At 36.8% G+C, this 14245-nt stretch carries 15 protein-coding genes; all 15 read right to left on the bottom strand.

All coding sequences use genetic code 11. From position 1 onward, the window contains the following. Positions 1–89: 89 nt before the first annotated feature. Positions 90–1364: a 3-phosphoshikimate 1-carboxyvinyltransferase gene (gene aroA / locus JFU20_RS07455; protein ID WP_201038507.1), complete on the bottom strand. Its 1275-nt coding sequence runs from the start codon at positions 1362–1364 to the stop codon at positions 90–92. Between the two features lie 157 nt (positions 1365–1521). Next, positions 1522–2634 carry a histidinol-phosphate transaminase gene (hisC, locus tag JFU20_RS07460; protein ID WP_002166074.1) on the bottom strand — a complete coding sequence of 371 codons (1113 nt, stop codon included), beginning with the start codon at positions 2632–2634 and terminating at the stop codon, positions 1522–1524. Between the two features lie 119 nt (positions 2635–2753). Further along, positions 2754–3839 carry a 3-dehydroquinate synthase gene (gene aroB, locus JFU20_RS07465; RefSeq protein WP_002011826.1) on the bottom strand — a complete coding sequence of 362 codons (1086 nt, stop codon included), beginning with the start codon at positions 3837–3839 and terminating at the stop codon, positions 2754–2756. Further along, positions 3839–5011, bottom strand: a complete 1173-nt coding sequence (gene aroC, locus JFU20_RS07470; RefSeq protein ID WP_002011824.1) for a chorismate synthase — start codon at positions 5009–5011, stop codon at positions 3839–3841. Before aroC ends, aroB begins: the two co-directional genes overlap by 1 nt. A 300-nt stretch (positions 5012–5311) precedes the next feature. Continuing rightward, positions 5312–5758: a nucleoside-diphosphate kinase gene (ndk, locus tag JFU20_RS07475; protein ID WP_000415879.1), complete on the bottom strand. Its 447-nt coding sequence runs from the start codon at positions 5756–5758 to the stop codon at positions 5312–5314. Positions 5759–5882: 124 nt separating this feature from the next. Continuing rightward, positions 5883–6845 carry a heptaprenyl diphosphate synthase component II gene (gene hepT, locus JFU20_RS07480; RefSeq protein ID WP_002011823.1) on the bottom strand — a complete coding sequence of 321 codons (963 nt, stop codon included), beginning with the start codon at positions 6843–6845 and terminating at the stop codon, positions 5883–5885. Positions 6846–6876: 31 nt separating this feature from the next. Beyond that, positions 6877–7590 carry a 2-heptaprenyl-1,4-naphthoquinone methyltransferase gene (gene menG, locus JFU20_RS07485; RefSeq protein WP_002086620.1) on the bottom strand — a complete coding sequence of 238 codons (714 nt, stop codon included), beginning with the start codon at positions 7588–7590 and terminating at the stop codon, positions 6877–6879. Between the two features lie 29 nt (positions 7591–7619). After that, entirely contained in the window at positions 7620–8372 is a 753-nt protein-coding gene (locus tag JFU20_RS07490; RefSeq protein ID WP_002030763.1) for a heptaprenyl diphosphate synthase component 1, read from the bottom strand. A gap of 271 nt (positions 8373–8643) precedes the next feature. Further along, positions 8644–9213 (bottom strand): GTP cyclohydrolase I FolE, encoded by a 570-nt coding sequence (folE, locus tag JFU20_RS07495; protein WP_002011819.1) that lies wholly within the window; start codon positions 9211–9213, stop codon positions 8644–8646. A 121-nt stretch (positions 9214–9334) separates the two neighbouring features. After that, positions 9335–9607 (bottom strand): HU family DNA-binding protein, encoded by a 273-nt coding sequence (locus JFU20_RS07500; RefSeq protein WP_001043860.1) that lies wholly within the window; start codon positions 9605–9607, stop codon positions 9335–9337. Between the two features lie 298 nt (positions 9608–9905). After that, complete coding sequence (gene spoIVA, locus JFU20_RS07505) at positions 9906–11384, bottom strand: stage IV sporulation protein A (protein ID WP_000416521.1); 1479 nt, start codon at positions 11382–11384, stop codon at positions 9906–9908. 242 nt (positions 11385–11626) lie between these two features. Beyond that, positions 11627–12340 (bottom strand): hypothetical protein, encoded by a 714-nt coding sequence (locus JFU20_RS07510; RefSeq protein WP_002126422.1) that lies wholly within the window; start codon positions 12338–12340, stop codon positions 11627–11629. Positions 12341–12405: 65 nt separating this feature from the next. Continuing rightward, positions 12406–12609, bottom strand: coding sequence for a DUF2768 domain-containing protein (locus tag JFU20_RS07515; protein WP_002011815.1), 204 nt, complete (start codon positions 12607–12609; stop codon positions 12406–12408). Between the two features lie 227 nt (positions 12610–12836). After that, positions 12837–13088, bottom strand: coding sequence for a stage VI sporulation protein F (locus JFU20_RS07520; RefSeq protein WP_000369753.1), 252 nt, complete (start codon positions 13086–13088; stop codon positions 12837–12839). Positions 13089–13204: 116 nt separating this feature from the next. Further along, positions 13205–14227 carry an NAD(P)H-dependent glycerol-3-phosphate dehydrogenase gene (locus tag JFU20_RS07525; RefSeq protein ID WP_002011813.1) on the bottom strand — a complete coding sequence of 341 codons (1023 nt, stop codon included), beginning with the start codon at positions 14225–14227 and terminating at the stop codon, positions 13205–13207. Positions 14228–14245 lie beyond the last annotated feature (18 nt).

Below are 14245 nucleotides of genomic sequence, written 5' to 3' on the forward strand. Positions count from 1 at the left end.
AAAAAATATTCTCTTCTGTTCATTTATCATAAGCAACTAGGTGTAAGAACGCAACCTTTTGAGTGAACTACCTCTTCCTATACTTTCTCTCATAGCGCAGCTAATTGTTCGAAAAATTCCGGATACGATACAGCGACCGCATCACTATTCTCTATTTTCACTTCTCCATCTATAATACACGATGCGATTGCAAGCATCATCCCAATACGATGATCGCCGTGACTATTAACAGTATTTCCTTTTAAACTTCGTTTACCATATATGATCATACCATCTGGTGTAGCTTCAATCTTCGCACCTAATTTACCTAATTCATCTACAACCGTATCGATACGATTTGTTTCTTTTACTTTTAACTCCTCAGCGTTTTTAATAACAGTAATTCCTTCTGCCTGCGTTGCCAATAAAGCAATTACAGGAATTTCATCAATTAATCTTGGAATAAGAGTTCCACCAATTTCTATTCCTTTTAGTTTAGATGTTTCAATCGTAATATCCCCGCACGGTTCAAACTCTTCATTTCTAATATGATCGATAGAAATAAGTGCACCCATCTTTGTTAATACATCTAAAACCCCTGTTCTCGTCGGATTTAAACCAACGTTTTCCAATACAAGCTTACTATTTTGGACAATTGCACCAGCTACTAAGAAAAATGCCACCGAAGAAATATCTCCTGGAACTTCTATGTCTGCACCTTTAAGTTGTTGTCCACCTTGTAATGAAACAGTCCGTCCATTAACATCTACGGTACAACCGAATGCACGCAACATTCTTTCCGTATGATCACGAGATTGCATAGGCTCTGTTACCGTAGTAATCCCTTCCCCTTGCAAACCCGCAAGTAAAACTGCTGACTTCACTTGTGCGCTTGCTACTGGTGAATGGTAATGCATACCTTTTACCTTACCACCGCGAATAGATAAAGGTGTATATTGTCCGTTTTCTCTACCATCAATTTGAGCATTCATCTTACTAAGCGGGTCTGTAACACGTTTCATAGGACGTTTTCCAATTGATGCATCACCAATTATCGTACTATGGAACGGCGTATTTGCTAAAATCCCAAGCATAAGACGAATAGTCGTCCCTGAATTCCCCACATCTAATACTTCTTTCGGTTCTTGTAAATTATGTAATCCTTTACCGTAAATCGTGACATCGTTACCAAACTGTTCAATCTGGACACCTAGTTTTTGAAAACATGCAATTGTACTTAAACAATCTTCTCCTAATAAAAAATTTGATACTTTCGTCGTCCCTTCCGCTATCGCTCCAAACATAACAGAGCGATGCGAAATAGATTTATCTCCTGGAACAACAATTTTCCCATTCAAACTATTTTTTCGTCCTACTAGTTTCAAACTGTATCCTCCTCACATTTTAAATAAGTTATATGTACAATAGTTCTTCTTATACGTCTACTTCTATTGTAACGTTTTCTTTCTTGAACGTGCAAACAACTCCCCTTATTGCAGTTCAAATGAAAAAGGCTCCTGTAACAGGAGCCTCCACCATTTCTTAAGAATACGTTTCTTCTTTCTTCACTTGTTCTTTTACAAGTTCCGTAAGTAATTCAATAATCTCATCATTTTCTTCTTTTAATCCAACAGTAATACGAATACCATCATGCATACCAAATGCTGCACCAGAACGAACGATATATCCTTTTTTCATTAATCGCTCGAAAGCTTCATTACCAGGTATACCAAGTTTCAAGAAAATGAAATTCGTTTGAGACGGATAGTAGAATACGTTATATTCCTTACAAAATGCATAATATTGATTTAATCCTCCGGCATTTTTCTTCACACACTCTTGTAAAAACTGTTGATCCTCTATTGCCGCTAATGCTACCGCTTGGGCGATAGTTGATGTGTTAAATGGTAGTCTTGCTACCTCTAGCTGCCCAATAAGCTTTGCATCACCAATCGCATATCCAATACGAAAAGCAGCTAATCCATATGCTTTTGAGAATGTGCGTAGCACCATAAGATTTTCGTACTTTTCAAGAAGAGGCAATGTTTGCGGATAATCTTCTGCCTCAGCATATTCATAATATGCTTCGTCCATAATAACGAGCGCTGACTTTGGAACTGATTCTAAAAATGAAAGTAATTTTTGTTTTTCTACATATGTACCTGTCGGATTATTCGGATTACAAATCCATACAATCTTCGTTTTCTCATCTACTTGTTGTAACATTGCATCTAAATCGTGAATGCCATCTTTAAGTGGTACTTCACGAACTTCTGCTCCTTCAATAACAGCATGGTGATGGTATTGCGAGAACGTAGGGTTCGCCATTACAACATTTGTTCCATTATGTAGCAAAGCACGACTAATCATTTGAATGACTTCATCTAGCCCACTACCAAATAAAAGTTGTTCCGCTTTTACACCTAAATGCTCTGCTACTTTCTCACGAAGCTCAAATGCCGCCCCGTCCGGATAGAGTGCATATTGATTAGCTAACGAAGTTAATGCTTCTGTCACACGCGCAGAGCAGCCAAACGGATTTTCATTCGATGCTAGTTTCACAATTTTTGACAATCCGTATTCTCTTTTTACTTCCTCAATATTTTTCCCAGGTACATATGCTCTCAAAGTTAACAATTGCTCTTTTACTCTCACTTTTCTTCCCCCAGCCATTGATATGATTTATAATGTCTTACTGTCATCTTTAATCATAACCGTCACCATTACGAGAATACCTTTAAATATGCATTTCATACCTGTTCTATGACTTTTTTTTACACCATATCCTTTTGAAATGCTTCTAACGCAATATGAACAGTCTCATCTGAAATAGATACGACATTCACTCCCCCATATTCCTGCATAAGCACCATATGAATTGTTCCAGCATTTGCTTTTTTATCTTGTTTCATCAACTGAACGAGACGTTCTACATTCAAGTCACTTGGCATTTTTGGATAACCGTATTTCAAGAACCACTGCTTCATTTCTTCATAAGAAAGATCAACTTTGTACACTTGCTCACTTAAAAACATAGCAAATAGCATGCCAACCGCTACTCCATCACCGTGAGTAATATTCCCATATCCTAACTCTTTTTCAAGAGCATGTCCTAACGTATGCCCAAAATTCAAATGGGCACGTACACCTTTTTCTGTTTCGTCTTGCGACACAATATTCGCTTTCACAGGAATCGCCTTCGTTAATATATGAATTAACTTTTCATCACGAAGATCCGTTAACGTTTGCACTTCTTCTTTTAACCAATGATATAGCTCTACATCACCAATAAGAGCATGCTTTATCACTTCTGCATAACCTGATCGCCACTCTTTTTCAGGAAGTGAATGTAAAAATGGCGTATGATATACAACAGCTTCTGGCTGATGAAACGCTCCAATCATATTTTTTCCTAGTGGATGGTTAATTGCTACTTTCCCGCCTACTGCGCTATCGTGAGCTAATAAAGTCGTTGGAACTTGGACAAAGCGAATACCACGCATAAACGACGCGGCAACAAATCCAGCCAAATCTCCAATCATTCCGCCTCCAAGTGCGATGATTAAAGAATTTCTATCTAATTTATTTTCAAGAGCCGAAGTGTGAGCCTCATAGAAATTTTCAAAAGACTTCTCTTTTTCGCCACTCGGTACAACAAACGAAAATACTTTTTGCTCTACTTGCAATGCATCAACAACTGTCTGTAAATGCAGTGATGCAACAGCTTCATCAGAAATGATCATTATGTTAGATACTGCAGGATTCATTTTTTGAATAAGCGTTGTTAAGTGTGACAACGCCTCCCTTCCAACATGTACATCATATTCTTTTGATTTCGTTTGAATATGTATGTTCTCCATTAAAATCCCCTCGCATATTCATTATGTTTCTTAATATTTTCACGTATAAGATCGATACGATCTAATCCAAATTGTTCAATTAAAGCTGTTGCGAGCTCCCAAGCCACAACAGATTCAGCCACAACGCTAGCTGCTGGCACTGCACAACTATCTGAACGTTCAATACTCGCTGTAAAAGGTTCTTTCGTATCAATATCAACACTTTGAAGCGGTTTATATAATGTCGGTATCGGTTTCATAACACCGCGCACAACAACCGGCATACCAGTTGTCATGCCACCTTCTAATCCACCTGCATTGTTCGTTTTTCTTCTGTACCCTTGCACTTCATCCCAAAGGATTTCATCATGCACTTCACTTCCAGGTCTATGTGCTGCTTCAAAACCAATTCCAATTTCAACACCTTTAAAAGCGTTAATACTCATAATTGCCGCTGCTAATTTTGCATCTAATTTTCTATCATAATGTACATAGCTACCTACTCCAATTGGCATTCCTTCTACAACTACTTCAACAATACCACCGATAGAATCACCATTTGCCTTCGCATCATCAATTGCTTGCATCATCTTTTTACCGGCCTCTTCATCTAAGCAACGTACAGGAGATGCTTCTGTAGTACTTTGTAATTCCACAATAGAGTTATATTTAATATTTGCTGCCTGTACACCACCAATCTCGATAACATGTCCCGCTACTTGTATACCTAATTCCGCTAATATTTTTTTTGCAACTGCACCAGCTGCAACACGAACTGTCGTTTCACGTGCTGAAGAACGCTCTAATACATTCCTCATATCTCTATGACCATATTTAATCGCACCATTTAAATCTGCGTGTCCAGGTCTAGGTTTCGTAACTTGCCTTTTCATTTCTTTCTCTTCCTGCTCAGTTAACGGCTCTGCACCCATAACCTTTGTCCAATGTGTAAAATCACGATTTTCAACAACAAGTGCAATCGGTGACCCCATCGTCTTCCCATGCCTAACACCACTTACAATTTGTACTTGGTCTTTCTCAATTTGCATGCGTCTACCGCGTCCATATCCTTTTTGTCTTCTAGCTAATTCTTCATTTATATCATTCGCTACTAAAGATAACCCTGCCGGAACACCTTCTAAAATTGTCGTAAGTTGCGGACCGTGGGATTCACCAGCTGTAATATATCGCATACGTTATTCCTCTTTTCGCATATGTATTTATCCCGCTACATAAAGCAGCTATATTACCTTCCATCACTCTTTAAAATACAAAGAAATTATATAGTAAATCGAATGTTTGCTTTCCCTACTTGTAATTGTTCGATTATTTTCATAATATTAGACCTTTTACTTTACATACCAATATATCATAACAGTCCTAACTTCGTAACTGATTGAAATAAAAAAAGTGCAAGAAGAATACCCCTATTCTTCTCGCACTTTTTACTATTATCACAGTTATTAAAGCGTTTACAAATTATTTCAAAATAATTAGTAAATCCATTGATTCATTAATTTTGAGTAGTCTACTAATTCTTCTTCCTTAAAGAAAATAGCAATCTCGCGTTCTGCACTTTCTAAAGAATCCGAACCGTGGATAATGTTTTTCGCAACAGTTACACCGAAATCTCCACGAATTGTTCCAGGAGCAGCTTCATGTGGTCGTGTTTTACCCATCATATTGCGTGCTGTATCTACTACACCTTCACCTTGCCATACCATTGCGAATACAGGACCAGATGTAATAAAGTCTACTAATTCACCAAAGAAAGGTCTTTCTTTATGCTCACCGTAGTGTTGTTCAGCAATTTCCGGAGTAACTTGCATTAATTTTGCACCAACTAATTGAAAGCCCTTTTTCTCAAAACGAGCTACAATTTCCCCAATGAAGGCACGTTGTACACCGTCTGGTTTTACCATTAGAAATGTTTTTTCCATAAAAAATCTCTCCACTTCTGAATTATGTATGTAATTGTATATCCCCACACACATATTAACACCCTTATCACAATTGCGCAATAGTTTTGAAATAGAGAGATTATTTTATTTTTTAGACAAAACACTAAAATTTTCGTTTTCCAATATACTTTGCGACATTTTGCAACGCATACTTCGCCTGTCCACGAGGGAGTGGTTTTATTATTTCTAATGCTTTATGTAAATAACGTTCACTAAACGAAAATGCTTTATCAATAGCTTCGCTCGCTTTAATATCATCAATAATTTCTTTCATTTCACTTGCTGTTGTATTTTCATGCACAGATGTAATTTTTTGACGAAGAACTGGATCTTCCATTGCATACAAAACAGGTAATGTAATGTTACCTTGTAATAAATCACCACCAGCAGGCTTTCCAAGCTTCTCTTCTGTCGATACGAAATCTAAAATATCATCAATAATTTGATAAGACATACCAACAAAATATCCGTACCAAAATAGACGATTTACAGTATCGCGATTAGCACCAGCAGCAATCGCTCCCAACTGACAACTTGCGGCGATTAACAATGCTGTTTTTCGTTTTATCCTTCTTAAATACGTTCTTAAATTTTGATCATAGTTATACTTATCTTTAATTTGTTCGATTTCACCTTTACAAACTTCTAAAATTGTATGAGACAACGCTTGATGTGCATCTGGAATTTCTATATTTGTTATACATTCAAGAGACTTCGCAAACAAGTAGTCTCCTGTATACATTGCAATACGATCTCCCCATTTCGCATTCACTGTTGCGCTACCGCGTCGTAAAAACGCAGCATCAATGACATCATCGTGAACAAGCGAAGCCATATGAATTAGTTCTAATGCAACCGCAACATGCTTAATTGCATCTAACTTATAATCCCCAAATTTCCCTGCAAGCAAAACAAAAACAGGGCGAATCCGCTTCCCACCTGCTTCAATAAGCTGTAATGCCGCTTCTTCTACTAACGGCTGCTCAGAAGCAACTGTCTTCTTCAATTCTTTTTCTATAACATTAATATCCGATCGTAAAAAAGAGTACATAAGTTGTAACTTCATATTGTTCACCTTAACCTAAAACGTCTTTTTTCTATTTTGATTCTGGTTTAATACCTAAATGCATAGCTGCTACACCAAAAGTAAATGGTTTCACTTGCACATTCTTAAGCCCAGCTTCTTCAAACATACGTGCTAACTCTTTCATCCCTGGGAATGTACTAGCAGATTCCTGAAGCCATGAATATTCTTTATAACTTTTCGCAAACATCTTTCCAAATAACGGCATGATATATTTAAAGTATAAGACATATCCTTGACGAAAACCTATCATCGTTGGTTGAGATGTTTCCAGGCAAATTACTTTTCCACCAGGCTTTACTACACGCGTCATTTCTTTTAATACTTGCATGTAATCCGGAACGTTACGTAACCCAAAACCAATCGTTACATAATCAAACGTATTATCTTCATAAGGAAGTTCCATTGCATTTCCATGCATAAGTTCTACTTGCTTTAATTCTAAAGCTTCTACCTTTTGTTTACCGACAGCTAGCATATTTTCGCTAAAGTCTAAACCGTAAACCTTCCCATCTTCACCTACAGCTCCCGCTAGTGCAATTGTCCAATCTGCCGTCCCGCAGCATACGTCAAGTGCCTTACTCCCGGGTTTCACATCCATAATTCGCATCGTTTCTTTGCGCCATGCCTTATGCCTTTGAAAACTAATTACAGAATTCATCACATCGTATTTATCAGAAATTTTCTCAAATACGTCATGTACTCTTTCTTCTTTTGATTGTTGCATGCTCGTACCTTCTTCCAATGTAAAGTTGCTTATGTCCTTGATTTATCTCTTAACATAGAAATTATCTCATTAACTTCTGTATGATTCTCTAAAAAATTTTCTTCTTGCTTTCTCATTTCCATAAGCCATTCATTAATAACTGTTTCCAAATTTTTATCATCATCCAATGAGATTTTTTGGACTGCTTGAAAAACAGGTGAATTTTGTTTATCAGCATACAATTGACACTCTTTTTGAAGACGATTTTTTCCTAACACATAAGTTATATATGGTTTCCAATTAGATAACTGAAAATGATCACATGTTTTTTGCAAAAGCGCAGATTCAATTATTACTACACTTTCCATTATGTCTTGAATCGTCACATGTGCTTTTTGATACAGCATAATTTTATGTTCATTAATCTCCTTAATTCCTTCAGCAAGTGCACGAATTAAGATAATATCACAATTCATTGACAATAAGTAATAGTATAGACCACTATAATAATCCCCTGCAAGAACTGTCAATTGACGACGCTTATGGAATCCACTCGTCTCTTCGTTTGCTTTATTTGATACTTTTTCATGTGTATCAAGAGCAATTTGTACAAGCATAATCGTTACGACATAATGATCAATTTGTTCTTTATGTATATTTGCACTTTTTAATGCACCGTATAACAGCGCTATTTTTTCTTCATCAATAAATGGTTCTTCAATATAGTTTATAAAATAAGGATGGCGTAATTTCTCCATCAATTTCTCTTTAATACCCGCATACCCTCCGTAGATGTCACACACAAAAAATCACCCTTGTTTTCTAATTCATAAAATTTATTATAACACATACATTCTATTTTCTATAATCAAAACTTGGCTACTTCTGCCAAACTGCCACCGAATAAAGCCTCAACTTTTGTTCATACAAGTTATCTTCGTCTCTAACAACTACAAACATTCATTTACACAAAAGGCAGAAGTAATTTTCAACCTTTATATTCTTGCTCTTTAACATTAAAACTATATCATTTTTTTGTATATAAAAAAAAGAAAAGCAGTTTCCCGCTCTTCTTTAATTCGTCTTAATAAACGATAAAATTTCACTACGTGCTGCTGCATCATTTTCTAACACGCCGCGCACTGCAGTCGTTACTGTTTTCGCACCAGGCTTTTTCACACCACGCATCGTCATACACATATGCTCTGCTTCTACTACTACCATTACACCATGCGGCTCTAGTACTTCCATAATAGAGTTAGCTACTGTTGATGTAATACGTTCTTGTAGTTGCGGACGACGCGCAATTGTGTCTACAGTACGAGCTAATTTACTTAGTCCCGTTACTTTTCCACCTTGCGGAATATATGCAACGTGAGCAACTCCATAAAACGGAACAAGATGATGCTCACACATCGAATAGAATGGTATATCTTTTACTAGCACAAGCTCTTCGTGGTCTTCTCCGAATACTTTGTGTAAATGCTCTTTCGGATCCTCATGCATTCCTGAGAATACTTCTGCGTACATTTTCGCAACACGTTTCGGTGTATCAAGTACTCCCTCGCGATTTGGGTCATCTCCGATTGCCTCTAAAATAAGACGTACTGCATGTTCAATTTGTTCTAAATTAACTTTTGCCATCCGCTAGCCCTCCCGAAAAACCTAAAAGTGATACGAACACATTCTAGCATATTTATGTTTTTAAAAGCAAAAAGAAGAGTTTCCAAAAAGGAAACTCTTCTTCCCTGTTAATATGTAAGGATTATTTAACCGCATCTTTTAACGCTTTACCAGGTTTGAATGCAGGTACTTTACTTGCAGCGATTTCAATCTCCTCACCTGTTTGTGGGTTACGACCTTTACGAGCCGCACGCTCACGAACTTCGAAGTTACCGAATCCGATTAGTTGTACTTTATCACCTTGTTTTAAAGCTTCTAAGATAGAATCAAAAACAGCGTCCACTGCTTTTGTTGCGTCCTTTTTAGAAAGGGAACTTGCTTCTGCAACAGCATTGATTAAATCTGTCTTGTTCATGCCATTCACCTCCTCCCAAAGATAAGACTGTATAATGATCATAAAATGAGTCTTACTTTCATTTGTAGGCAATTTTTACAAATTCTATACTACAAAGATGTAGATAAATCATTATCAACGCCTATATTATACGATTCTCCTTTATAATTCAATATTTTTAAGGAAATTGTTACTCTAAAAATGTGAAATTCTGATGAAACTTGACAATTTACAACAAAATATTAGATAATGACTGTTTATTTTTCTATTACGTACTCAAAAAGAAAAAAATCCCTCTGCAATTAGAGGGATTTTTTTCTTATAATATAATCGCAATTAATCCGCCAGATCCTTCATTAATAATTCTTTCTAGCGTTTCTTTTAATTTATAACGAGCGTTTTCTGGCATTAGAGATAACTTCGCTTGAATTCCTTCTCTAACAATAGAGCTAAGAGAGCGCCCAAATATATCAGAATTCCAAATTGATAGCGGGTCATCTTCAAAATCTTGCATCAAGTAACGAACTAGTTCTTCACTTTGTTTTTCAGTACCGATAATTGGTTCAAATGTTGATTCTACATCCACTTTAATCATATGAATAGACGGCGCAACCGCTTTTAATTTAACACCGAACCTTGAGCCGTGACGAATAATTTCCGGTTCATCTAAGCTCATATCAGCTAATGCAGGCGCTGCTACTCCATATCCGGTTTGTTTTACCATCCGCAAGGCATCCGCCACTTGGTCATATTCTGTTTTCGCATGAGATAAATCGAGCATAAGCTTTAATAAATGATCTTTCCCTCGAATCTCTACTCCTACTACTTCTTTTAAAATTTGATCATACAATTCATCTGGCGCATATAAATCAATCTCTGCCACACCTTGCCCCATATCGATGCCAGCTAGACTCGCTCGATCAATAAATTCATATTGACTAAACTGCCAAACGACACGGTCCACATCACGAAGACGTTTTATATCCTTTACAGTCTCTTGAACCGCTTCCTGATAACTTTGGCGTAACCAATGCCCTTCATTTAGTACCATTACCCAGCTCGGAAGGTTTACATTCACTTCTAAAACCGGGAACTCGAATAATGCTTCTCGCAGTACGTTATACACATCTGTTTCTCTTAAACTCTCTACACTCATCGCAATTACTGGGATATCATATTCTTCTGATAAACTTTGACGTAACTGCTCCGTATCTGGATGGTATGGCTGTACAGTATTGATAATCATAATGAAAGGCTTTCCTACTTCTTTTAACTCATTTACAACGCGTTCTTCTGCCTCTATATAATCTCTTCTTGGAATTTCACCAATTGTTCCATCTGTTGTAATAACGACACCAATTGTTGAATGCTCTTGAATTACTTTACGTGTTCCGATTTCTGCAGCTTCATGGAATGGAATAGGCTCTTCATACCAAGGAGTATTAATCATGCGCGGACCATTCTCATCTTCATAGCCTTTTGCTCCTGGAACCGTATATCCAACACAATCTACTAATCGAATATTCACTTCAAGACCTTCATCTACTTCGATAGAAACCGCTTGGTTTGGAACAAACTTCGGTTCCGTCGTCATTATTGTACGACCAGCAGCACTTTGAGGCAGTTCATCCTGCGCTCTTTGACGGTCTGACTCATTTTCAATATTGGGAATAACAACAAGTTCCATAAATTTTTTAATAAATGTTGATTTCCCTGTTCGAACAGCTCCTACAACTCCAAAATAAATATCACCGCCTGTGCGTTCCGCAATATCTTTAAAAATATCTACCTTTTCCAAGTGATTCCCTCCCTCAATATTTTTGGGAATAATTCCACGTTTATAGTCAACTAATACCTTCTCTAATGTTGCCTATAATATCTGATATAATATAATGGTATTCTAGAAGTTCGGACAATATATCATATAATTTTGTCCAATTTCATATGACTATTTAAAAATACCTTTTGTTTGCATCGCAAGTTGTATAACATAAAAAACCTTTCTTCTAGAACTTATTCACTAAAAGAAAGGTTCATGACTTATGATTTTAAAAAAATTGGTTCTCCATTTTTTACTGTGTACGGCAAAGAATATGCAGGAACAAACGGGGAATCCTTCGATAGTATACTCCGGATATCTTCACCTTCTTTAAATTGTCCTTCATTTTTTTTCAACGCTTCATATAAGTCGATTCTATAATCAACAAACAATTCTCCTTTTTCATTAATTACAAGAGGGAGACCTTTTCCTGAGTACGGACTTGTCACTTGTGGTACATCTTTATATCCTAGTTTTTTGAAGTCTAATTCATAAACACCATCTGTAATCACTTTTTTAAAAGGTGGATATTGATGTTCATCACGATACATCCTTAGCTTCAATGCCACTTCTTGAATTTGTTCCGCCATTCTCACATCAATTAACTTTACTGTCGGATTTTTTTCAACATCTATTAATACATATTGATATACCCCACCACTTTCATACGCATTCCCTGGCGCCTCTTGTATGTACCTTGGAGCAATTTTTTGAAAATCAATTGGATACTTCTGATAAATCGGCGTACTCATATCACGCGTCTTAATTGGTAATAAACCATCCGTTTGCTCCTTATATGTATTAATGGCTTTTTGTACAACTTGCAACTGGTCTTCATAAGGAATAGCACTTTGTTTCATATTTTCTCTTGGATACATACACCCTGTTAAAATGCTCATGCAACAAAATATTAAAATAATATGGATTTTTTTCACTGACAATCACCTTTTCATGCTAGTATGGACTGTTGCTTTTGTAACATTTACCGACTACACATCCTTTATTGCTCAATAGGGCCACTAAATACAACAAGGAAAATAACAATTCCCGATACAATCATGAGGGTGTACGCTACTAAAGCTGTAATCCCTTTCAAAAATTTATTCTTCATTTTATGCCTACTCAATAAAATAAAACTTACTGCAAGAAACATAAATCCAATTGCCCCTAAAGCAAACCACATTTTCATAAGTCCTTCCGACATATATACACCCCTTTACTTTCAATCTATTTTTATACTATTTTAACAAATTAAAATCTTTAAACAAATAAAAATCATCATTTTTCCGTGAATTGATGATTTTTATTTAAAATAATAAAACCGAAGCACGAAATGATGCGCTTCGGTTGACCAAATATGCCCTTAACAGCTCTATTCCCATTCTTTCATAACTATCATATGCATTCTCTAAACTCTTTGTTTCTCATAATTTATTTTTTAAACATTTTACTTAACGAACCAAAATCCGCCGGCATATTATTGTTAATAATCGCTTTTACAATTTGATCCTCTTGCTCTTTCGGCACTTCGCGTCCTGCCATTAGAGCAACTTGATGAATCAATTGGCGAAGCACTGTCTCGTCACGTAAGTTCGCATTTTGAACAGACGACGCTAATTTAAAAATATCTTCTTTGTTCACTTTCGCTTCTTTTTCAATGTTATTAAAAATGTTGTTATCCATTCTTTTCACCCTCTCCTCAAGTTACTCTTCATCCTATGCAGAGATGAAAAATTGGTGAAAAGACCCATAAAAAATAAAAAACGGTAGAAGTACGAAATGTACTTCTACCGCTTTCTTTATAACAAATCAGGTATCGCTTCAACTTCATGTTTTCGAACACGTCCCATCAATGAGCCTACTGCATCTTTCACATTATTCCCATTGAACAGCACGTCATATAAAGCAGCTGTAATCGGCATTTCAACTTCCATTTTCTCTGCCAATTCATGAGCAGCTTTCGTTGTTCTTACACCTTCTACAACCATACCCATACTTTCTAGCACTTCTTCTAAAGAGTGCCCTTTTCCAAGCATATTTCCAGCGCGCCAATTTCGGCTATGCACACTTGTACAAGTTACAATTAAGTCCCCCATACCAGTTAGACCAGCAAACGTTAACGGATTTCCGCCCATTTTTCTTCCTAAACGAGCAATCTCTGTTAAACCACGTGTCATTAATGCCGCTTTCGCATTATCACCTAATCCAAGCCCGTCAGATATCCCCGCAGCTAGTGCAATAATATTTTTTAAAGCACCACCAAGTTCAACTCCAACGATATCTGGGTTTGTATATACACGGAAATAGCTATTCATAAACAAATCTTGTACTCCCTCAGCCGCTTCCATACGCTTTGCTGCAGACGTAACAGTTGTCGCTTGACGCAATCCAACTTCTTCAGCGTGACTCGGCCCAGATAGTACAACAACATCCTTAATCAAGCTCTCTGGAATTTCTTCCTCAATCACTTCCGAAATACGTTTTGACGTACCTGGTTCGATTCCTTTACTTGCATGAATCCAAGTAATTGGCTCTGTAACAATTTCTTTCATCTCTTGCAATACGTCTCGGTACGCTTTCGTCGGTACTACTAGCAGTACTGTATTTACATCTACTAATGCTTCTTCTAAAGAAGAGTAGGCTACGATTGTGCTTGGCAATGTAATCCCTGGAAGATATCTACTGTTCTCACGCTTCGTATTAATTTCATTCATGAGTTCAGGACGGTTTCCCCAAATACGTACATCATGCCCATTGTCAGCTAATACCATCGCTAACGCTGTTCCCCAGCTACCTGCTCCTATTACTGTGATTTTTGTCATAAAATCACATCCTCTCCA

This window comes from Bacillus sp. TH30 (assembly GCF_016650875.1).
In the GTDB taxonomy this organism is placed as follows: domain Bacteria; phylum Bacillota; class Bacilli; order Bacillales; family Bacillaceae_G; genus Bacillus_A; species Bacillus_A mycoides.